Genomic DNA, 20,803 nt, shown 5'->3' on the forward strand with positions numbered 1-20,803 from the left:
GAATCGATACACATTACCCGATGTTTGGTTTGTAGCCGGACAGAACAGTTTGATTTGATTGGCCGCAGTGGATACTGCGGTGGCTTGACGATTTGTACAGTTTAAGTTTGGCGGCCATAGCGGTTTGGTCCCACGCCTTCCCATCCCGAACAGGACCGTGAAACGAACCAGCGCCGATGATAGTACGGATTACCCGTGTGAAAGTAGGACACTGCCAAACACCTATTGATGACACCCGCCTGATGGCGGGTGTTGTGTTTTATGGAAAACAACGAAAAGAAAATACGGCGAAGACAAAAGCAAAGACAAAATGGAAACAAACCGGGATAGGAATAAGGGTACTGCATATTCTGAGGTGTTGCCACAAAGTGCCGCCGTTGCTTTTGTCTTGGCGAAGGTGTTGGTAAACGGTGCTGTGATGGAGCGTGATTTGGTGGTGTTTGCGCAGGTAGGCGCATACTTGTTCGGGACTGAGTTTGCGGCGGATAAGGGTGTGGATGTATTGGATTAGCTGCGAGTGGAGCTTATAGGGTTTTCGCTTACGCTGTTTGGTCAGCCGACTTTGCCGTTGGGCTTGTTCGGCGCTGTATTGCTGCCCTTGTGTGCGGTGCCGCCTGATTTCGCGGCTGATGGTGCTTTTGTGGCGGTTAAGCTGTTTGGCGATTTCGGTTATGGTGCAGTGGCGTGACAGGTATTGGATATGATATCGTTCGTCTTGGGTCGGTTGTGTGTAGCCCATGGCAATCTTTCTTGCAGGAAAGGCCGTATGCTACCGCATACCGGCCTTTTTCTGTTATGGAAAGTTGCATTTCAAATCCGAATCCGCCAGGGATTTTGGTTATATAATCTACGCTTCTTCTGTTATTCCAATACTTCGGATCGTGCTTACATCAGCTTCACAAAACTCCCTACTTTCCGGCCTGAACAATGAGCAACTCTCTGCGGTAACCTGGCCGGCACAATCTGCTTTGGTGCTGGCTGGTGCTGGTAGCGGTAAAACTAAGGTGCTTACCACACGGATTGCCTGGCTGCTGCATACCGGTCAGGCCGGCTTGCATTCGGTGATGGCGGTTACGTTCACTAATAAGGCGGCTAAAGAAATGCGTGCTCGGCTCGAAGCCATGTTGCCGCTGAATATCCGTGCCATGTGGCTGGGCACGTTTCATGGCCTGTGCCACCGATTCCTGCGTTTGCATCACAAAGAAGCTGGTCTGCCAGCTGCCTTCCAGATTTTAGACAGCAGTGACCAGCTCGCTCTAGCCAAACGCCTGCTCAAAGCTCTCAACATTTCTGAAGAAATCATCGCCCCGCGTGCCTTGCAAGGCTTTATCAACGCGCAAAAAGAAGCAGGTTTGCGTGCAGCCGTACTGCATGCCAGCAACCCGTTTGAACAGCGCCTGATTGAATGCTATGCCGAATACGATCGTCTGTGTCGGCAGGAAGGGGTAGCAGATTTTGCCGAACTCATGTTGCGCAGCTATGAAGTGCTGCAAAGCAATGAGATCCTGCGTACTCACTACCAAAACCGCTTCAACCACATCTTGGTCGACGAATTCCAAGATACCAACAAACTGCAATACGACTGGCTCAAACTCCTGGCCGGGCAACATACTGCCGTATTTGCTGTGGGCGACGACGATCAAAGCATCTACCGTTTCCGTGGCGCGCGCGTGGGCAATATGGCCGATTTCATGCGCGAATTTCAGGTAGCCTCTCCCATTAAGCTGGAGCAGAACTACCGTTCGGTGGGCAATATCCTTGCTGCGGCCAATGCCGTGATTGCCCATAACGACGGCCGCTTGGGCAAGAACCTGCGCACTGAAGCCGAGCATGGCGAAAAAATCCGCTTCCTTTCCGCTTTTACCGACAGTGAAGAAGCCGAGTTTGTGGTAGAAGAAATCAAAGCCCTGCACCGCGACGGCATGGATTTGGCACAAACTGCCGTGCTCTATCGCAGTAACGCCCAGTCGCGCGTTCTCGAGCAAGCCCTGTTCCGTGCCGGCCTGCCCTATAAAATCTATGGCGGCCTGCGCTTTTATGAGCGGCAGGAGATTAAACACGCACTTGCTTATTTGCGGCTGGCGGTTAACCCCGACGACGATAACGCCCTATTGCGCGTCATCAACGTGCCCGCACGCGGTATTGGCAGCCGTACGGTGGAAAACATTCAAGCCGCTGCTTCGCAGGAAGGCATACCGCTGTGGCAGGCAGCCTGCCGCGTGGCTGTGAAAAATGGCAAAGTAGCCGCCTTTGTGCGCTTGATTGAAAGCCTGCGCGGCAGCATTGGCTCAATAGGGCTACCTGAAATTGTGGCCGAGGCCGTACGCAGCAGCGGCCTGTATGAGTATTACCAAAACCAAAAAGTCGATCATCAAGACCGCTTAGACAACTTGGACGAACTCATCCGAGCGGCTGAAGAATTCCGCCCTGAAGACAGCACGTTTGAAACCCTGCCCGCTGATGCCGCAGAGAGCCCGGCCTTCCCCGTGCTTGCCTTTTTGAGCAATGCTGCGCTTGAATCCGGTGAAAACCAGGCTGCCGCCGATGAGTCTGCCGTACAGCTAATGACCGTGCATGCCGCTAAAGGGCTGGAATTCGATGCAGTATTTCTCACCGGCATGGAAGAAGGCCGTTTCCCCAGCGAATTGAGCCTGGCCGAACATGGTGGGCTGGAAGAGGAGCGGCGGCTGATGTATGTGGCCATCACGCGCGCACGGCAGCGGCTCTACATCAGCATGGCGCAACAGCGGATGTTGCACGGCCAAACCCATTTCGGCACTGTATCGCGCTTTGTGGAGGAAATCCCATCTGATTTGCTGTACTTGCTTACCCCCGTGCTGAAACCACGCTTCCCCGTGCCCGAAGGCCGGCCCCAACAGAGTAGGGCAGAGTGGGCTGTACCGGTGGCAAAACAGGACTATGACGGCTTCAGCATCGGCCAAAATGTGCGGCACGCCAAATTCGGTACCGGTGTGATCATTGAAGGAGAACACAAAGCCGACAGCGCCCGCCTTACCATAAACTTCGGCAAGCAGGGCATCAAGGTGCTGGACACCAAATTTGCCAAACTGGAAGCCGTGTGAGTTTTCAGGTAGCCTTAAGGCTTGAAGCCAATTGCTCAATAGGCTACCTGAAAAACATCAGCTTCAACGCAGCTAAAAAATTCCATTGATTATTAAGGAGAACGCCATGTCCGCATACGACAGTAACAACATCTTCGCCAAAATCCTGCGCGGCGAAATCCCCAATCATACGGTATATGAAGACGAAAAAGTCCTCGCCTTCCTCGACGTGATGCCGCAGGCGCGTGGCCATGTGTTGGTTGTGCCGAAAACGCAGGCCGTGGAGCTGAGCGATCTGCCATTAGAATATGCACAAGCCGTGTTTGCCGCTGCCAAGAAAATCATTGCCGCCCAGCGCAAAGTTTTGCAGCGGCACGGCATCGTGCAAATGCAGCTCAACGGCCAAGAAGCCGGGCAGAGCGTGTTCCATTATCATATGCACCTGATCCCCGGGCATCTGCACGATCTGGAGGAACATGAAGATAAAATGGCCGACCACGCCGAATTGGCCGCGCTGGCTGCCAAACTGCGTGAGGCCATAGCGTAGCCGTGCTCCGTGGCAGTATATCGAAGCAGCGTCATTAAATCAGTTGCACGTAACACCATGCCTGCGGTAATGCTAAAAGGCTACCTGAAAAAGTTTCAGGTAGCCTTTTGAAAGCATCCAGTAAAGCAGATATAGTGGATTAACAAAAATCAGGACAAGGCGGCGAGCCGCAGACAGTACACACGTTACGGCAAGGCGAACCAACGCTGTACTGGTTTTTGTTAATTCACTATAGATGCAGCAGCAATGTCAGAATCACAGTAGCCCAATCGTCTAACCACAAGGTACCTCTCACGGTATGAGGCTACCTGAAAATTTCAGGTAGCCTTCCATAGCAAGATGAAATCCGAACAAGCAGAATCCAACAATCATGAACAGGTTTGGCAGCAAACGGATACCGCCGAACTGAGGCGTAAACTTTTACGCTTTGCCACCCTGCAGCTACACGATGCCCAATGGGCAGAAGATGTGGTGCAAGACACCATGCTGAAAGCCTTTGCCCGTCGGCAGCAGTTTAAGGCGGATGCACAATGGCAAACGTGGGTATTCGCCATTTTGCGCAATACTTTATTAGATAGCCTGCGCAGCCGCAAAAACCAGCTGCAATGGCACGTGAGCAGTGAAGACGAGCAGTTTCTTGATGCTGTCCGCCAGCAGCAGTTTGACGAGAGCGGCCATTGGACGGGCAGCGCTGCTCCTCAGACATGGGCATCCCCGGAAGACACCATCCGGCAGCAGGAATTTATGCATACCATGGAATACTGTCTTGAGCACCTGCCGGATAATACCGCGCGGGTATTTATGCTGCGCGAGTGGATGGGGTTGGAAGTGGCTGAAATCTGCCAGCAAACCGGTATCAGCGCCGACAACTGCTATACCATTCTCTACCGAGCCCGCAACGGCCTGCGTCGCTGCCTGCAAAGCAACTGGTTAAATGGATAATGAGGGAACGACTATGCTGAAATGCCAACGAGCCGCAGAACTGATTTCGCTGCAACATGACCGCCCCTTGAGCCTTTGGGAGCGTTGGCAGCTGCGACTGCACCTCCTAGTTTGTTCACCCTGCCAACGCTATCAGAAACAGCTGGACACCATCAGTTTGGCAATGCGCCATGTGCGGCAGAAACAGGCTGAAGATAAATAGACCTCTTGCGAAAATATTCATCCCATCGCATTAACCAGTCCTGCAATCAGATTTGCCCTTAACCCGAACCGTTTCCGCCTGTTGCGGTAAGGCAGCGACAATATTTTGAATATCTTCAGTTTCCTGTTGATGTGCTCGATGACGGTTCTGAGTTTGCCTAACCGCCTGTTCGCCTCTTTATCCTGTTTGTCCGGCGGATGACGTTTGGATTTCTTTTTCGGGGTCTGTAATCCGGTTTTGGCCAATCCTTGATAACCCTTATCCGCGATGACTATTTTGTAGGGATAAAGCTCTGCAAGGTGCCTCTTGGCTAAACGCATGTCATGCCGGGCACCCATCCCCGTCCGGATGCTGATGATTTTTTCCGTTTCCCTGCCGTATATGACCCGGATTTTAACCGTGTGCCGCCTTTTCTTGCCGCTGTAATACTGCCGCTGTTTTTTTGGGACGTTCAATCGGGCTTTCGGTAACGTCAATGATGACCGTTTGGTCGCCCGGATTCTTGTGCTTTGGCAGGGAGAAGCGTTTGCAACGGATGAGGGCGTCCTCGGTTTTACGGATGGTGCGGCAGACATTGCTTTCGGAAAGGCCGTAGATGGCGGCCAATTCGAGTTGGGTATGGTAATGGCGCAGATAGCTTAGGGTAAGCAGCAGTTGGTCTGCCAAACCGAGCGTATGCGGCCTGCCCGACTTGACCTTCCGGCTTTCTGCTTCTGTGGTGACTTGCAGCATTTCGTGAAAAAGGACGGGCGTTACACCTGTGAGCCGTTTGAATTCGCTATCGCTTCTTTGGATGAGGTTTTCGTATTTCATTTGGGAATGGTAAATTTTCAGGATACTTTCGCAAGAGGTCTGTTATTTCCGGCATCTGTTTCCAAGTAGTCCGTCCCGGCGCATTATGCGCCGCTGCCGACGTGGTGCAGACGGCCAACCCGGCTGCCAGTAATAAGGCATATGACTTCATCGCTCACTCCTTTTTTAATTAATGAGATATTAGGGGTAGACAGGCTATCTATTCCCTGTTTTTAAGTAACATTTTGTTTGCGAAATATATTTAGGATTATTGCACATGACGGATATTGACCTTGTGGGTTTTGCTGGTTAGTTACCTAATCGCTTATCACCTTAGCTGGTTTGAGCCGGTAGGCGCAGATGATGGTGAGGATGCCTACTGCCAGGGCGAGGCTCATACTCAGGTGGATGCCGTTGAGCATGGCCTGCTGCGGGCTGCTGCCGCTGGAGAGGCGCTCGCCGATGTTGGTGGTGCCCACAAAGAAGGCTGCGCCGATGGCGCCGGCGATGGGGTTGATGGTGGTGATGATGGCGGCGCCGTGCGGGTTGAGGTGTTTGGGCAGGGCGTTGAGGCCGTGGGTTTCGCCGGTGATGCAGGCGGATACGGACACGGCCATCAGGGCAAACATGGCGGAGAGGGCGGTGGTTTGGGTGTCGATTTTCAGGTAGCCCCACAATACGGCCAGGGCGGCGGTGAGCATAATGGTGGCGGGCAGCACCACGAAGCGGCCGCCTTTTTTATCCAGCAGTTTGCCAAACAGCGGGGCGGCCAAGGCCTGGGCGATGCTGGCGGGCATAAGGATGAGGCCGGTGGCGGTGCCGGAGAGCAGCAGCACTTGCTGGGTGTAGATGGGGATCATCAGTTCGAGGCCGAGGAAGAGGAAACCGGCGCAGGCGAGGATGGCGAGGCAGAGGCTGAATTGGCGGTATTGCAGGGCACGCAGGTTTAGAAGCGGCGTGGCGATATGGAACTGGCGGCGCACAAACCAGCCGATGAGCACCACCGAGCCGGCCAACAGCAGCACGAATTCGGCCGGGGGCAGGCTGGCGAAGTTGCTGCAGGCATACACCAGGCCGCCGAAGCCACCGATGGAGAGCAGGGCGGAGGGGATGTCGATTTTGGGGCGGATGGTGGGGCTGAGGTTGACGCTGAGATATTTGCCCACGAGAAACATGGCCACGAGCATAAACGGCGCGGTGGCGGCGAAGATCACACGCCAGTGGGTATGGTCGATGATGATGCCGGAGAGGGTGGGGCCAAGCGCGGGGGCGGCGGTAAACATCATGGTGATTACGCCCATGGCTGTGCCGCGCCGGTTGGGCGGGAAGATATTGAGGATGCCGTTAAACAGCAACGGCACGAAGAAGGCGGCGGATATGGCCTGCACCATGCGCCCGACCAGCAGCACGCCAAAATTGGGCGCGAGGGCGCAAATCAACGAACCGGCGAGGAAGGTGGCTTGGGTGATGAGCACCATTTTGCGGGTTTCGAACCATTGGATAACGCCGGCGGTAATCGGCGTGAATGCGCCCATCACCAGGAGAAAGCCGGTGGTGAGCCATTGGGCGGTGGTTTTGTCGATGTGGAAATCGCGCATGATGGGCGTGAGCGCCACGTTGAGCAGGGTGTCGTTCAGGTAGCCGAAGAAGGCGCCGATAAAGAGCGTGGCCACGATGGTTTTGGCGGGGAAGCCGGGGCGGTCGGCGAAGTATTCGTGTTGGGTGTCGGCGGAATCGGTGTGTTGCATAGGGCGTTCTTTCTTGTTGTTTGATTATGGCCAAGGGGCTACCTGAAAGCGTGAGTTTCAGCTGGCTAAATAGGCTACCTGAAACCCAATATTAGAGTGTAAGGGACAGATTTTACCTGATTTCGCCAGCCAGAACCTGCAGCTCGCGCATATCGCGGACGATATGGTCGGCAAAGGGCTGCGGCCGGGCGCGGCTGCCGAACCACACCGTGCGCATGCCCAAAGCTTTGGCCGCTTGCAGATTGGCCGGGCTGTCGTCCACCAACACGCATTGCTGCGGCGGCACGGCCAGCGCGGCGCACACCATATGGAAGGCCTGCGGCTGCGGCTTGTAGTGCAGGGCAAGGTCGTCCACGCCGAACAGGGCTTCAAAACGGCTGCCCAGCCGCATGGCTTCGATCAGGGCGCGCACATAAAACGCTGGGCCGTTGGAAAACACGGCTTTGCGGCCGGGTAGGGCGGCGAGCGCGGTATCGGTGTGCGGCATCGGCTGCAAGGCAGCGATGAGTTCGGGCAGGTGGTGGCTTTGGCACAGGAATTCGGCGGGGCAGACCTGCGGATGGTGCTGCTGCAAACCGCCGAGCGTGGCGCCGTAGTGCCGCCAATAGTGTTCGCGCAAATCGGAGGCTTCGGGCAGACTCAGGTTCAGTTTGCGTGCCATGAATTCGGTCATGCGGCGGTTGATGAGGCGGAAAATGCCCGCATCGGCGCGGTGCAGGGTGTCGTCTAGGTCGAACAGCCAAACGGGCTGGGAGGGCGGCATGAGGCTACCTGAAAAATAAAAAACCGAATTATATAGCTGCTGCAAATGAGTATTCTACTGCTTTGCCCGCTTGGCCATGCTTGCCGCTACGGCCTGCTGCCATGCCCAATTTGAATTGGTGGAACTCACACTCCCGCCATCGGGGCGGTTTGCTGCTATAATTTCGCTGATTTTCACAACCAATTATCATTCAGGAGATTGCTATGGCTCTGGTATCCATGCGCCAGCTTTTAGACCACGCCGCCGAACACGGCTACGGCCTGCCCGCTTTTAATGTGAACAACTTGGAGCAGATGCGCGCCATCATGGAAGCGGCCGACCAAGTGAACGCGCCCGTTATCGTGCAGGCTTCCGCCGGCGCGCGCAAATATGCCGGCGCCCCCTTCTTGCGCCACCTGATTTTGGCGGCGGTGGAAGAGTTCCCGCACATTCCCGTGGTGATGCACCAAGACCACGGCGCTTCGCCCGACGTGTGCCAGCGCTCCATCCAGCTGGGTTTCTCCTCCGTGATGATGGACGGCTCGCTCCTGGCCGACGGCAAAACCCCGTCTTCCTACGAATACAACGTAGACGTTACCCGCACCGTGGTGAACTTCTCCCATGCCTGCGGCGTGTCGGTGGAAGGCGAAATCGGCGTGTTGGGCAATTTGGAAACCGGCGAAGCGGGCGAAGAAGACGGCGTGGGCGCGGCGGGCAAATTGAGCCACGACCAAATGCTCACCAGCGTGGAAGACGCCGTGCGCTTCGTGAACGATACCGGTGTGGACGCATTGGCGATTGCCGTGGGCACCAGCCACGGCGCATACAAATTCACCCGTCCACCCACAGGCGACGTGCTGCGCATCGACCGTATCAAAGAAATCCACGCCGCCCTGCCGAATACGCATATCGTGATGCACGGCTCCAGCTCGGTGCCGCAGGAATGGCTGAAAGTGATTAACGAGTACGGCGGCGGCATCGGCGAAACCTACGGCGTGCCGGTGGAAGAAATCGTGGAAGGCATCAAACACGGCGTGCGCAAAGTCAATATCGACACCGACCTGCGCCTGGCCAGCACAGGGGCAATCCGCAAATTCTTAGCCGAAAACCCTGCCGAATTCGATCCGCGCAAATACCTGGCCAAAACCATCGAAGCCATGAAAGGCATCTGCCTGGCTCGTTATCAGGCCTTCGGCTGCGAAGGCATGGCCGATAAAATCAAACCGATTTCGTTGGAAAAAATGGCCACCCGTTATGCTAAAGGCGAGCTGAACCAAGTGGTGGCGAAGTAATATAGCGGATGCAATTTAAATCGAGACCAGGCGGCGAGCCAACGCGGTATCGGTTTAAATGTAATCTGCTATAGCTTGATTTGAATGATGCAACAGGCTACCTGAAATAGCTTCAGGTAGCCTGTTTGGTTTGGGGCAAGAGGCTACCTGAAAAAGCCGAAAGGCAGCCCCAATGCGGTTTCAGGTAGCCTTCTCCGTTGCCCACCATGAATTTCCCCGCCTCATCCGCTATAATCCGCATAAATTAATCACATCAATTTCTATCTATGAACCCACCCGCTTCCGTGGGCATCGTTACCCCGCAAACCATTGCCTTCGAACAGCCCTTCTCCCTACAAAACGGCGACACGCTGCCCCGTTTTGATTTGATTACCGAAACCTACGGCACACTCAACGCCGATAAATCCAACGCCATCCTGATTTGCCACGCCTTGTCCGGCACGCACCATGTGGCTGGCCGCCACCATCCGGACGACAAGCACCCCGGCTGGTGGGACAACATGGTCGGCCCCAATAAGCCGGTGGATACCAACCGCTTTTTCGTGGTCGGGCTCAACAACCTGGGCGGCTGCGCCGGCAGCAGCGGCCCCTTGAGCACCAATCCGGCCACCGGCAAGCCATACGGCTCGGATTTCCCGATGGTAACCGTAAAAGATTGGGTGCGCTCGCAAGCCCTGCTGGCCGACCATTTCGGCATCAAGCAATGGGCAGCCGTGATGGGCGGCAGCCTCGGCGGTATGCAGGCCTTACAATGGGCAATCGACTTCCCCGAGCGCGTTCGCCACGCGTTGGTGATTGCGTCCGCACCCAAATTGTCCACCCAAAACATCGCGTTTAACGACGTGGCCCGCCAAGCCATCCTCACCGATCCCGACTTCCACGAAGGCCACTACGCCAGCCGCCAAACCCTGCCCCGGCGCGGCCTGAAAATTGCCCGCATGATGGGGCACATCACTTATCTGGCTGAAGACGGGTTGGGCAAAAAGTTCGGCCGCCAAATGCGCAACGGCAATTATCAATACGGCTACGGCATTGAATTCGAAGTGGAAAGCTATCTGCGCTACCAGGGCGACAAATTTGCCGACCGCTTCGATGCCAACACCTACCTGCTCATGACCAAGGCGCTGGATTATTTCGACCCCGCCGCCGATTTCGGCCACAACCTGCACACCGCGCTCTTGGGCGTGCAGGCCAAATTCTTCGTGGCCAGCTTCAGCAGCGACTGGCGTTTTGCGCCGGAACGTTCGCACGAATTGGTGAAAGCCCTGATTAGCGCGGAAAAAGATGTGCAATACATCGAAATCGAATCTTCCCACGGCCACGATGCTTTCCTGATGGAAGACGAGCCGTATTTGAAAGCCGTGAAAGCCTATATCGATAATATCCACAAGGAGTTGGCGCATGAATCTGCGTGATGACCTGCAACTGATTTACGACTGGATTCCCGCCGGCAGCCGCGTGCTGGATTTGGGCTGCGGCGACGGCGAATTGCTGCATGCCCTGGTGAAATACAAAAATTGCAAGGGCTACGGCGTGGAAATCGACACCGGCAGCGTAATTGCCGCCATCGCCCGCGGCGTTAACGTGATTCAGGCCGATTTGGAGCAGGGCTTGCAGGCGTTCGGCGACGGCAGCTTCGATGTGATTGTGCTCAGCCAAACCATCCAAGCCATGCAAAACGTGGAAACCATCCTGCGCGACCTCACCCGCGTGGCCAAGGAAGCGATTGTTACCTTCCCCAATTTCGGCTATTGGCGCAACCGTTTTCAGGTAGCCTTCGGCGGGCATATGCCGGTGAGCGAGCGCATGCCCTACGATTGGTACGACACGCCGAATATTCATTGGTGCACCCTCAGCGATTTCGACCGCCTGTGTGCGAAAAACCGCATCCGCGTGCTGGAACGCGCGGTGATGGCCGGCGGCCGGCGCGTATCCTGCCTGCCGAACCTGCTGGGCAGCCTGGCATTTTATCGCGTGGGTTGAATAATAGATTTGGCCTGATAATTCAGTTTTTTGTCTGTCTTTCTCGAAAAATTATTTAAATTATATCCAATTCGTCCTTTATTTGATTTAAATCAAAAATATCACACAGGCAAACAATGGCACTGCCTGCAGGCAAAACGTATAATCAGGTTAAGTTTTTTATATATTTTTTAATGTTAAAAGGGAAAGAGCAGTATGTTGCGCAATTTTTCAGACAAGTTTTCCGGCAACGACGATAAGGGCGATTTTGAGCTGCACTGCCTGATGATGATTATCGAAGATTCGGCACGCCGCCAATGGGCAGCACGCTTGAAAATCACTAAAAAATATGATGTTAGCAATGCCCGCGTCACGCTGTTGGAAAAATTTGAAAAAGGGTTTGAGAAGGAACATGATGCCCAGCTGTTCGTGTTGGACGAGCTGGATGAGTTTCCGATATTCCGTGTTAAGGTGTTGGAAGGTTTCCGCCAGTAATTGGGCTGTTGGTTTATATAAAAGGCTACCTGAAAGCTGGATTAGGCTTTCAGGTAGCCTTTTTAGGAGTGTTGGGTAAGCAGGTGGGTTTTATCTTCGTGATAGCACAGGCTACCTGAAACACTGTGGCAGCTGAGTTTGTCCTCGTCAGCTATGCCAGTTGAGGCTACCTGAAAATAGTGCCGTCTTGGCAAAACGTATTCTGCTCCGTATAATCTGCGCTTCTTATGGCGGGTCTCCCCGCATGCAGGTTTGGGACAAGGGGTCAGGTGCGGAAGCAAGCAGCCCACCCTGAATTCGGCAGTGCCGGGGCTCCGGCTCGCCACCTCATATAAAAACCGCTCCGGTATTAAGCCGGAGCGGTTTTGCTATATATGGCCGAATAGCTGAAGCCTTTTGAGTAAGAGTTTATTTGTAAAAACGCTTGATAGAGTGAATTTTAAATGCGCTTACTTGGCATTTGTCGGCCACGAATTTTTTAAATTCGGCCTGGTTCAGATAGCGTATTTCTTCGTGCGGCAGTTGCAACAAAACCTAGCGGTTTTGGTTGCTGTTGATGGCATTAGCAATGGTTACAACGTAGTTGGTGGTTTTTTGGTCATAATTTACTCTCTTCAAAGTTGTTATTTTTTAGTACGGGCAGATAAATCATTTGCTATCTGATAGATTGCTTTGAAAAAAGGTAAATTATCTATTCTGCTTGTGCAAGGTTTGGGCGGGTAAAGATATGCAGGGCTGTGTAAATACGGCAATGTCGGTAAACGGCCTTAGAGGGCTACCATTTCTTCGTGGATAGTTCATCGGTCAGCTGTTGCAGAAGCTGCAGGCGGTCGGCACGGATATGGCCGGCTTCGGCGGCGGCTTTGATGGCGCAGCCGGGCTCTTGGCGGTGGCTGCAGTTGTGGAATCGGCATTGGCCGATGAAGCCGCGCATATCGGGGAAGTAGTGGGGCAGGGAGGCTACCTGAAGATGGTACAGGCCGAATTCCTGCAAACCGGGGGAATCGATGATGCAGGAGGTTTTGTTTAGGTCGTAGAGCTGGGCGTGGGTGGTGGTGTGTTTGCCGGAGTCGAGGGCGCTGGAGATTTCGTTGGTGCGGGCGATGCTTTGGCCGAGCAGGGCGTTAATCAGGGTGGATTTGCCCATGCCGCTTTGGCCCAACAGGATGCTGGTGTGCCCATTCAACACCGGCAGCAGGGCATCGGCGTTGCGCACCGCGCTCACGGGCAGCACGGGGTAGCCCAGGTTTTCGTAAAATGCCAGTTTGCCGCGCCATTGTTCCGTTTCCGGCAAATCGGTTTTGTTTAACACAATCACCGCGCCGATACCGGCCGCTTCCACCGCCAGCAGGGCGCGTTGCAGCAGCGGCTCGCTCGGCGTGGGCACGGCGGCCAGCACAATCAGCAGTTGGCTCACATTGGCGGCAATCAGCTTGGTTTTCCAGGCGTCTTGGCGGTAGAGCAGGCTGCGGCGCGGTAGGAAATCTTCAATCACCGCCTGCTCGGCATTCAGCGGCGTAATGTGTACTTGGTCGCCACAGGCGAAGTCCACCCGTTTTTTTCGGGTGGTGGCTTCGAAGGTATGGCCATCGGCAGTGCGCACGATAAAGCGGCGGCCGTAGCTGGTGATGATTTGGGCAGTGTCGGTCATGTCGGTGGCCGGATGGGAAAGTGCCATCATAGCAAGGATTGGCGTGCTGATGCCAATTTGCCTGCCGTGCCGGGCGGAATGGCTATATAATCCGTCTTTATTTATCCCAATCAATAGGGAACCGCCACACCATGACTACCACGCCGCTTCTCGATACCATCGAATATCCGCAGGATTTGCGCCGTTTGCGTGAAGACCAGCTGCCGCAGCTGGCCGCCGAACTGCGCACCTTCCTGCTGGAGAGCATCAGCCAGACCGGCGGCCATTTCGCCAGCAATCTGGGCGCGGTGGAGCTGGCTGTGGCATTGCATTATGTGTACGACACGCCTAACGACCACTTAATTTGGGACGTAGGCCACCAAAGCTATCCGCACAAAGTGCTCACCGGCCGCCGCAACCGCATGCACACCATGCGCCAATATGGCGGCCTGGCCGGTTTCCCCAAGCGCAGCGAATCGGAATACGACGATTTCGGCGTTGGTCATTCTTCCACCTCCATCGGTGCGGCATTAGGCATGGCGGTGGCCGATAAACTTTCAGGTAGCCCCAACCGCAGCGTGGCCGTGATCGGCGACGGCGCGATGACTGCCGGCCAAGCTTTTGAAGCGCTGAACAATGCCGGCGATATGGACACCGATTTGCTGGTTATCCTCAACGACAACGAAATGTCGATTTCCCCCAACGTGGGCGCTTTCCCCAAATACCTTGCCGGCAGCCAGGGCAAAGACTGGCGCGACACCCTGCGCAGCATCAAACATAAATCTGAAAAAGTGCTCGACAAACTGCCCGGCGCGCTGCACATCGCGCAGAAAGTGGAGCAGCGGCTGAAAAGCGTGCTCGACGGCTCGCGCATCCGCCCCGATTCCCTGTTCGACAACTTCAGCTTCACCTACACCGGCCCGGTGGACGGCCACGACGTGCGGCAACTGGTGGCTGTGCTCAAAGAGATGAAACAGCGCAAAGGTCCGCAGCTTTTGCATGTGCTCACGCAAAAAGGGCAGGGTTACAAACTGGCTGAAAACGACCCGGTCGGTTTTCACGCCGTGGGCAAATTTAATCCCGACCAAGGCCCGGTGAGCGGCGGCGCTGCCCCTTTGAGCTACACCCAGATTTTCGGCCAATGGGTATGCGACCAAGCCGCCGCAGATGGCAAATTAGTCGCCATTACCCCCGCCATGCGTGAAGGCAGCGGATTGGTGGAGTTTGAGCAACGCTTTCCCGAACGCTATTTCGATGTCGGTATTGCCGAGCAGCACGCCGTTACCTTCGCGGCCGGCCTAGCCTGTGGCGGCATCAAGCCCGTGGTGGCGATTTACTCCACTTTCCTGCAACGCGCTTACGACCAGCTGGTGCACGATGTGGCATTGCAAAACCTGCCGGTATTGTTCGCCATCGACCGCGCCGGTATCGTTGGTGCCGACGGCCCTACTCATGCCGGTGCCTACGATTTGAGCTTCCTGCGCTGCATCCCGAATATGGTGCTGGCTGCGCCCAGCAGCGGCGAAGAATGCCGCCTGCTGCTTTCCACCTGCTACGCGTTGGATTGCCCCACTGCCGTACGCTACCCGCGCGGCGCCAGCGGCAGCACGGCAATCGGCAGCGGCTTGGATACCGTGCCGGTAGGCAAAGGCGTGGTGCGGCGGCGGGGCAATGAAACCGCCGTATTGGCTTTCGGCAGCATGGTGCAGCCTGCGTTGCAGGCAGCCGAACGGCTGGATTTAACCGTGGCCGATATGCGCTTTGTGAAACCGCTGGACGAAGAATTGATTGCCGATTTGGCCGCCACCCACCAGCGGCTGGTGTGCATCGAAGAAAACGCCGTGCAAGGCGGCGTCGGCAGCGCGGTGTTGGAAGTACTGGCCAAGCAGGGTTGCCGCTTACCCGTGTTGCTGTTGGGCATTGAAGACATCGTTACCGGCCATGGCGATCCGGCCATCCTGCTGGATGACTTGGGATTGAGCGCCGAGAAACTGGCGGCACGGATTGGGACATTTGTACAATCAGCGGGCTGAGTGCAATTATCGTGACTCGAGAGGATTGGTGAAAAGGCTACCTGAAAAACTTTCAGGTAGCCTTTAATTGTGTTTGGGCATAAGTGGTTACAATGTATTGGTGCTTCATTTATAGTGAATTAACAAAAACCAGTACAGCGTTGTCTCGCCTTGCCGTAACGTGTGTACTGTCTGCGGCTCGCCGCCTTGTCCTGATTTTTGTTAATCCATTATATTTATAGCAAATTAACTTCACTTCCGCTGCCGCATTGGCTTACCTGAACAACCGGAATACCGGTTTCAGGTAGCCTTTTCTTGAGTTTGCCTGCGGGCTGGGCTGCCAGCTGCCTCTAATCAAACGCCTTCACCAGCGCAAACCGCGCCATGCGCCCGTTTGCCGTTTCCACCTCCTCCGCAAACATCGCCAGCGGGCGCACCCACACGCCGTAGTCGCCATAAAGCGCGCGGTACACAGCCAGCGGCTCTTCCGTTTCGCTGTGCCGTGCCGTGTGCAGCAGTTCGTAGAGATTGCCTTTGTAGTGGCGGTAAAGGCCGCGGGGCAGGGTGTGGGGCATGGCGTTTTCCTTGTAAAATGAGGCTCTGATTATAGCTTAAACCTGTTGGCTGCTTGTTTGGGTACTCCTGTTTTAGTTGTGCCGCAACTCGGCTTCCTTTCAAAAACTCGTTTTCATTTTTCAGGTAGCCTGAAACACCATTCCTCATGACTGATTTCTCCCTACTCGCCGCACTGTGGTTTTCCGCCTTCACTTCCGCCACGCTGCTGCCTGGCACGTCTGAGGCCGCGTTTGCCGCCTTCTTATGGCAATGCCCCGAAGCTGCGTTTGCCGCTTGGCTGGCGGCAGGCAGCGGCAACACCTTGGGCAGCCTCACTTCCTATTGGCTTGGCCGCCAACTGCCGGAACGTGGCCAAAGCAAACTGTCTCCCCGTGCCGTGAGCCTGCTGCAGCGGTACGGCGCATGGCTGCTGCTTTTGGCAAGGCAGCCCGTGGCCGGCGATGCCTTGCCCCTGGCTGCCGGCTGGCTGCGTTTGAACGCGTGGGAGTGCGCCGCAGCGCTGGCAGTGGGCAAGTTTGTCCGCTATGCTTTGATTTGGCAGGGGATGGGCTGGCTGTTGCAGGCGGCCTGAAGGCTACCTGAAAAACGCGAACACCTCCCATTCCGCATCCAATCCCTGCCGCCCACCGCTTTGACACTGAGAAACCATGCTGCTGCTCAACCAAAAAGACATCGACGAAACCGAACTCCTCACCGCCGCCGAGCTCGACATCCGCAATATCGCCGCCAAAAACTGGCCGACCGTGCTGCGCGCCACGCAGGTTCAAAGCCTGCACCTCTACCACATCACCGCGCCAGAGCTGCCCGATTTCACTCCGCTGCGCGCCTTGCGCCACCTCTCGCTGGAATGGGGCGGCAAAATCACCGACTTATCGCCCGTTTTCCGCATCGAAGGATTGCAGACGCTCGTTCTCTTTCACTTTGCCAAACTGCGCCGGCTGGACGGCATCGGCAGCCTAAACGAGCTCACTACGCTGCACCTCTCCGGCAACCAAGGCTACGGCACCCCGCCCTTGCAGCTAGACAGCATCGCCCCTGTTGCCGAGTTGCCCGCTTTAACCGATTTCTCGCTCACTAATACCAAGCTGGCCGACGACGACATCCGCATCCTGGCGCAATGCCGCCATCTGCGCCGGCTGCGTATTTCCAATAATTTTGAAAAACAGCAGTTTGCCTATTTGGCCAAACACCTGAACCCACAGTTGGAAACACCCATCCGCGCGTTTGAGCAACTCGGGGGCGAATGCAGCCGCTGCGGTGGCGCCTTGCAGTTGGCCATCGGTCGGCGCGGCAGATTTCTATGCCTAAGCTGCGATGCCAAACGTGTTGCCCGAATCGAAGCCGAATTTGCCGAACTGGTTGCCACCGCCTAGCCCGTATGGCCTATTATGTGGTATTAGAGCGAAGGCCACCATTTCAGGTAGCCTCCCAAAGCTGCCTGAAATCCCTCCCGAAAGGAATCATCATGACCCTGCAACAAGCCCTCGAACGCCGCCGTTCCGTGCGCCACTACGGCGATACGCCTATCGATGCCGATATCGTGCGCCAATGCCTGCGCCTTGCCCAGCTTGCCCCCAGCAGCTCCAATATGCAGCTTTACGAGTTCTACCACATCACCGATGCCGCCGTGTTGAAGCAGCTTGCCGAAGCCTGCCTCGGGCAAAAAGCCGCCGCCACCGCGCCGCAGATGGTGGTGTTCGTTACCCGCCAAGACCTGCACCGCAGCCGCGCCCAAACCGTGCTCGATTTCGAACGCGGCAACATCCAACGCAACAGCCCGCCCGAAAAACAGGCCAAACGCATTCAGGCGGAAGAAGGCTACCGCAACAAACTCATGCCCTTTGTTTATGCCCGCTGCTTCGGTCTGCTCGGTGCGTTCCGCAAAACGCTCTCATGGGGCATCGGCCTATTCCGCCCGATGATGCGTGATGTATCTGAAGCCGATATGCGCGTGGTGGTGCACAAAAGCTGCGGCTTGGCGGCACAAACCTTTATGCTCGCCATGGCCGAAGCCGGCTACGACACCTGCCCGATGGAAGGGCTGGACAGTTGTCGCGTGAAACGCATTCTGAAACTGCCGCGCGGCGCGGAAATCAATATGATTGTGGCCTGCGGCATACAAAAAGAAGGCCACGGCATTTGGAGCGAACGCTACCGCCTGCCGTTTGACGAGGTGTATCGGCATATTTGAAGCGCTGCACACAAATTTGAGGCCACCTGAAAAGTTTCAGGTAGCCTTTTTGATAAACGGGCGGATTTTATATTTGCCATGCTAGGGCTCCGCCGTAACCCTTGTTGCAGCCACCGCAATCCCTGCCTGCGCACATTGCAAACCGCTGCGGCTCACTACCCAAATCAGCTATAATCCCCGCCTTAATAAACCGTATTCGCCAAGCTCGGCCAAAGGTTGGCTGAAACTCCTATCTTATGACCCTCTGCATCATTCCCGCGCGCGGCGGCAGCAAACGCATTCCGCGCAAAAACATCAAGCCGTTCAACGGCAAACCGATGATTGCCTATTCCATCGAGGCAGCATTGGAGAGCGGCTGCTTTACGCGTGTGGCGGTGTCGACCGATGATGAAGAAATCGCCGCCGTGGCGCGGCAATATGGCGCGGAAACCCCGTTTGTGCGCCCACCCGAGCTGGCGGATGATTTCGCCACCACCGGTGCCGTGATGCGCCATGCTGTTGCCACGCTGCTGGCGGAGCGGTTGTCTGAAAGTGAGCACGGCGGGTTGTTGCACGGCGAAAGTGGGCAGCCGGATTGTTCAGCTAGCCCCAAGCCAGTTTTGCCCGAAGTCTGCTGCCTGTATGCCACCGCCCCATTCGTGCGCCCTGCCGACCTGCAACGCGGGCTGGATACGCTGCGCCGAAGCGGTGGCGATTATGCCTTTTCGGTAACCGATTTCCCCTTTCCTATCCAGCGTGCCCTGCGGCTGGACGGGCAGGGCGGCGTGTCGATGTTTCAGCCGGAAAATTTTGCCGTGCGCTCGCAGGATTTGGAGCACGCTTGGCACGATGCGGGGCAGTTTTATTGGGGCAGTGCCGAGGCTTGGCTGGCAGAAAAACCGATTTTCAACAGTCGAGCCGCCGCCGTGAAGTTGCCGCGCTATCGTGTGCAGGATATTGATACGCCGGAAGATTGGGCGCGGGCGGAAATGATGTGGCGCGTGTTGCAGGAGATGGGTGGTTAGCCGGATTAGCAAACCCTGCTGCGCCTTTTGCCGCGCAGAAGCGCACGACATTCGCTTTCAGGTAGCCTTTAGGCTTCCAAATCGGCAAATTCCGGATGAAAGGCAAGATAGCCGATCACGAACGGGCAGTCGCTGCGGATTTTCACGCCCTGCCGCCGCGCTTCTTCCAGCGCGGTGCGGACGATGTCGGCAGCGATGCCGCGCCCGTAGGGGCTGGCCGGTGCTTCGGTGTGCAACAGCTGCCAGATGCCGCCTTCGGCGCGGTAGGACACATAATAGCTTGCGCCGTGTTCGGTGTATTCGAAGCGTTGCGCGGCTGGGTTGTGGGTGATGGTGCGCATAATGGTTTTCCTGTTTTCAGGTAGCCTGTGTTTTTGCTACGCAGAAGGCTGCGTTTGCTTTCAGGAAGCCCTTGATTAAAGACCAAACGATGAAGATTTTAATCCGTGCAGACGCATCCCTTCAAATCGGCAGCGGCCACATCATGCGCTGCCTCACGCTGGCGCATGAGCTTTCGCGGCGCGGCCATACGGTGCGTTTTATTTGCCGTGCGCTGCCCGGCCATTTGGGCGAAACCATCGAACGCGCAGGCTTCGGTTTGGTGCTGCTGCCCGTGCCGCCGCAGGCCGTAAGGCTACCTGAAAGCGGACGCTGCGAGCTTCTGCGTAGCAAAAATGAACGCAGTGAGCTTTGCCAAAACGAAGCGAAGACAGCAACGCACTTTCAGCCAGCCCATGCCCATTGGCTGCCGGTATCGCAGGCGCAGGATGCCGTCGACTGCGTGCCGCCTATCCGCGCTTTTGCGCCGGATTGGATCATCTGCGACCACTACGCCTTATCCGCCGAGTGGGAGCTGGCCGCCAAGGCTGCCGCGGGCAGCCGCCTGATGGCGATCGACGACTTGGCCGACCGCCCCCACGCCGCCGATTTGCTGCTGGATCAAAACCTCGGCCACACCCCCGCCGATTACGCCGGCCTGGTGCCGCCCGCCTGCCGCCTGCTCACCGGCACGCGCTACGCCCTATTGCGCGAAGAATTTGCAGCCTGGCGCGCGGCGAGCCTGCAACGCCGTGCCGCACAAGCCGAAACAGGCTGCCTGAAGCATATTTTGGTGAACTTGGGCGGCGTGGATAAGGACAACCATACTTTGGCGGTGCTGCAGGCGCTTTCAGGTAGCCTGCCTGCCGATTGCCGCGTTACTGTGGTGATGGGCAAAACCGCGCCGCACACCGCCGCCGTGCAGGCTTTTGCCGATAGCGCGCCGTATCCCTGCCGCGTGCTGGTGGGAGCAAACAATATGGCCGAACTGATGGCCGAAGCCGATTTGGCCATCGGCGCGGCGGGCAGCACTTCGTGGGAGCGTTGTTGCCTGGGCTTGCCCACCATGATGCTGGTGTTGGCGGAAAACCAGCGCGGCATCGCTGTTGCGCTACAAGCCGCAGGTGCGGCTCTATCGCTGAAAACAGCCGAAATTGCTGTATCGAAGTTTGTGCCAGTCATAAGTTACTTCAGTCGGTCGGAGAATCTTGCCGCAATGTTTGCAAAGGCAGCAGCATTATGTGACGGCAAGGGCGCCGCTCGCGTTGTTTCCCATTTATCTTAAGAG

The 20,803-nt window shown here is 56.2% G+C and carries 22 protein-coding genes, 1 rRNA gene, 1 other RNA gene and 1 pseudogene; 16 read left to right on the top strand and 9 right to left on the bottom strand.

The window, feature by feature from the left end; all coding sequences use genetic code 11:
• Positions 1-106 precede the first annotated feature (106 nt).
• A 5S ribosomal RNA gene (rrf, locus tag ELB75_RS03910) occupies positions 107-220 on the top strand.
• A 120-nt stretch (positions 221-340) separates the two neighbouring features.
• On the opposite strand, the pseudogene ELB75_RS03915 reads toward rrf, so the two are convergent.
• Positions 341-739: pseudogene (locus ELB75_RS03915) on the bottom strand (transposase); the annotation flags it as partial.
• A 142-nt stretch (positions 740-881) separates the two neighbouring features.
• Here ELB75_RS03915 and ELB75_RS03920 point away from each other — a divergent pair.
• The 4 genes from ELB75_RS03920 to ELB75_RS03935 all read left to right on the top strand — a co-directional run bounded on the left by ELB75_RS03920 (position 882) and on the right by ELB75_RS03935 (position 4,753).
• Positions 882-3,083, top strand: a complete 2,202-nt coding sequence (locus ELB75_RS03920) for a UvrD-helicase domain-containing protein (RefSeq protein ID WP_126982798.1) — start codon at positions 882-884, stop codon at positions 3,081-3,083.
• A 106-nt stretch (positions 3,084-3,189) separates the two neighbouring features.
• Positions 3,190-3,609, top strand: coding sequence for an HIT domain-containing protein (locus ELB75_RS03925; protein WP_126982799.1), 420 nt, complete (start codon positions 3,190-3,192; stop codon positions 3,607-3,609).
• Positions 3,610-3,948: 339 nt separating this feature from the next.
• Entirely contained in the window at positions 3,949-4,551 is a 603-nt protein-coding gene (locus ELB75_RS03930) for a sigma-70 family RNA polymerase sigma factor (RefSeq protein WP_126982800.1), read from the top strand.
• 13 nt (positions 4,552-4,564) lie between these two features.
• On the top strand, positions 4,565-4,753 hold the full coding sequence (locus tag ELB75_RS03935) for a zf-HC2 domain-containing protein (protein ID WP_126982801.1): 189 nt from the start codon (positions 4,565-4,567) through the stop codon (positions 4,751-4,753).
• A gap of 17 nt (positions 4,754-4,770) precedes the next feature.
• On the opposite strand, the gene ELB75_RS03940 is transcribed toward ELB75_RS03935, so the two are convergent.
• The 3 genes from ELB75_RS03940 to ELB75_RS03950 form a co-directional block, all read right to left on the bottom strand.
• Positions 4,771-5,566, bottom strand: a protein-coding gene (locus ELB75_RS03940) for an IS5 family transposase (protein ID WP_126982325.1) whose coding sequence is annotated in 2 segments (ribosomal slippage) — positions 4,771-5,199 and positions 5,201-5,566 — 795 coding nt in all. Because the reading frame shifts where the segments join, the coding sequence is not laid out codon by codon here.
• A gap of 296 nt (positions 5,567-5,862) precedes the next feature.
• Entirely contained in the window at positions 5,863-7,293 is a 1,431-nt protein-coding gene (locus ELB75_RS03945) for an MFS transporter (RefSeq protein ID WP_126982802.1), read from the bottom strand.
• Between the two features lie 112 nt (positions 7,294-7,405).
• Positions 7,406-8,056 (bottom strand): pyrimidine 5'-nucleotidase, encoded by a 651-nt coding sequence (locus ELB75_RS03950; RefSeq protein ID WP_126982803.1) that lies wholly within the window; start codon positions 8,054-8,056, stop codon positions 7,406-7,408.
• Between the two features lie 203 nt (positions 8,057-8,259).
• Here ELB75_RS03950 and fba point away from each other — a divergent pair, with 203 nt between their 5' ends.
• Entirely contained in the window at positions 8,260-9,327 is a 1,068-nt protein-coding gene (gene fba / locus ELB75_RS03955) for a class II fructose-bisphosphate aldolase (RefSeq protein WP_126982804.1), read from the top strand.
• Between the two features lie 112 nt (positions 9,328-9,439).
• Here the strand turns inward: fba and ELB75_RS13005 are convergent, their stop codons facing one another.
• Complete coding sequence (locus tag ELB75_RS13005) at positions 9,440-9,568, bottom strand: hypothetical protein (protein WP_277600828.1); 129 nt, start codon at positions 9,566-9,568, stop codon at positions 9,440-9,442.
• A gap of 25 nt (positions 9,569-9,593) precedes the next feature.
• Here ELB75_RS13005 and metX point away from each other — a divergent pair, with 25 nt between their 5' ends.
• The 3 genes from metX to ELB75_RS03970 all read left to right on the top strand — a co-directional run bounded on the left by metX (position 9,594) and on the right by ELB75_RS03970 (position 11,784).
• The gene (gene metX / locus ELB75_RS03960) at positions 9,594-10,742 is read left to right on the top strand and encodes a homoserine O-succinyltransferase MetX (protein ID WP_126982805.1); all 1,149 of its coding nucleotides are present in this window, start codon (positions 9,594-9,596) and stop codon (positions 10,740-10,742) included.
• Complete coding sequence (metW, locus tag ELB75_RS03965) at positions 10,729-11,310, top strand: methionine biosynthesis protein MetW (protein WP_126982806.1); 582 nt, start codon at positions 10,729-10,731, stop codon at positions 11,308-11,310. Before metX ends, metW begins: the two co-directional genes overlap by 14 nt.
• A gap of 195 nt (positions 11,311-11,505) precedes the next feature.
• Positions 11,506-11,784 (top strand): hypothetical protein, encoded by a 279-nt coding sequence (locus ELB75_RS03970; RefSeq protein WP_126982807.1) that lies wholly within the window; start codon positions 11,506-11,508, stop codon positions 11,782-11,784.
• 62 nt (positions 11,785-11,846) lie between these two features.
• Here ELB75_RS03970 and ELB75_RS13010 read toward each other — a convergent pair whose 3' ends face one another.
• A complete protein-coding gene (locus tag ELB75_RS13010; RefSeq protein ID WP_277600829.1) occupies positions 11,847-11,978 on the bottom strand; it encodes a hypothetical protein in 132 nt (43 codons plus the stop codon).
• A gap of 35 nt (positions 11,979-12,013) precedes the next feature.
• Between ELB75_RS13010 and ffs the strand changes: the two genes are divergently transcribed.
• Positions 12,014-12,111, top strand: an RNA gene (gene ffs, locus ELB75_RS03975) — signal recognition particle sRNA small type.
• A gap of 448 nt (positions 12,112-12,559) precedes the next feature.
• Here the strand turns inward: ffs and rsgA are convergent.
• Positions 12,560-13,435, bottom strand: a complete 876-nt coding sequence (rsgA, locus tag ELB75_RS03980; RefSeq protein ID WP_126984193.1) for a ribosome small subunit-dependent GTPase A — start codon at positions 13,433-13,435, stop codon at positions 12,560-12,562.
• A gap of 131 nt (positions 13,436-13,566) precedes the next feature.
• On the opposite strand from rsgA, the gene dxs reads away from it, so the two are divergent.
• Positions 13,567-15,447, top strand: coding sequence for a 1-deoxy-D-xylulose-5-phosphate synthase (gene dxs / locus ELB75_RS03985; protein ID WP_126982808.1), 1,881 nt, complete (start codon positions 13,567-13,569; stop codon positions 15,445-15,447).
• A gap of 329 nt (positions 15,448-15,776) precedes the next feature.
• Here dxs and ELB75_RS03990 read toward each other — a convergent pair whose 3' ends face one another.
• The gene (locus tag ELB75_RS03990) at positions 15,777-16,001 is read right to left on the bottom strand and encodes a DUF1653 domain-containing protein (protein ID WP_126982809.1); all 225 of its coding nucleotides are present in this window, start codon (positions 15,999-16,001) and stop codon (positions 15,777-15,779) included.
• A 146-nt stretch (positions 16,002-16,147) separates the two neighbouring features.
• Here ELB75_RS03990 and ELB75_RS03995 point away from each other — a divergent pair, with 146 nt between their 5' ends.
• From ELB75_RS03995 to ELB75_RS04010, 4 genes are all read left to right on the top strand, one after another.
• Positions 16,148-16,573 (top strand): YqaA family protein, encoded by a 426-nt coding sequence (locus ELB75_RS03995; protein ID WP_126982810.1) that lies wholly within the window; start codon positions 16,148-16,150, stop codon positions 16,571-16,573.
• 76 nt (positions 16,574-16,649) lie between these two features.
• Positions 16,650-17,375, top strand: coding sequence for a leucine-rich repeat domain-containing protein (locus ELB75_RS04000; protein WP_126982811.1), 726 nt, complete (start codon positions 16,650-16,652; stop codon positions 17,373-17,375).
• A 92-nt stretch (positions 17,376-17,467) separates the two neighbouring features.
• Positions 17,468-18,193 carry a nitroreductase family protein gene (locus ELB75_RS04005; protein ID WP_126982812.1) on the top strand — a complete coding sequence of 242 codons (726 nt, stop codon included), beginning with the start codon at positions 17,468-17,470 and terminating at the stop codon, positions 18,191-18,193.
• A gap of 236 nt (positions 18,194-18,429) precedes the next feature.
• Positions 18,430-19,197, top strand: a complete 768-nt coding sequence (locus tag ELB75_RS04010; RefSeq protein WP_126982813.1) for a pseudaminic acid cytidylyltransferase — start codon at positions 18,430-18,432, stop codon at positions 19,195-19,197.
• Between the two features lie 68 nt (positions 19,198-19,265).
• Here ELB75_RS04010 and ELB75_RS04015 read toward each other — a convergent pair whose 3' ends face one another.
• Positions 19,266-19,538 carry a GNAT family N-acetyltransferase gene (locus ELB75_RS04015; protein WP_126982814.1) on the bottom strand — a complete coding sequence of 91 codons (273 nt, stop codon included), beginning with the start codon at positions 19,536-19,538 and terminating at the stop codon, positions 19,266-19,268.
• Between the two features lie 71 nt (positions 19,539-19,609).
• Here ELB75_RS04015 and pseG point away from each other — a divergent pair, with 71 nt between their 5' ends.
• The gene (gene pseG, locus ELB75_RS04020) at positions 19,610-20,800 is read left to right on the top strand and encodes a UDP-2,4-diacetamido-2,4,6-trideoxy-beta-L-altropyranose hydrolase (protein WP_241236103.1); all 1,191 of its coding nucleotides are present in this window, start codon (positions 19,610-19,612) and stop codon (positions 20,798-20,800) included.
• The last annotated feature ends 3 nt before the right edge of the window (positions 20,801-20,803 follow it).

Origin of the sequence: Eikenella corrodens (assembly GCF_003990355.1) — a bacterium.
Taxonomy (GTDB): Bacteria; Pseudomonadota; Gammaproteobacteria; order Burkholderiales; family Neisseriaceae; genus Eikenella; species Eikenella corrodens_B.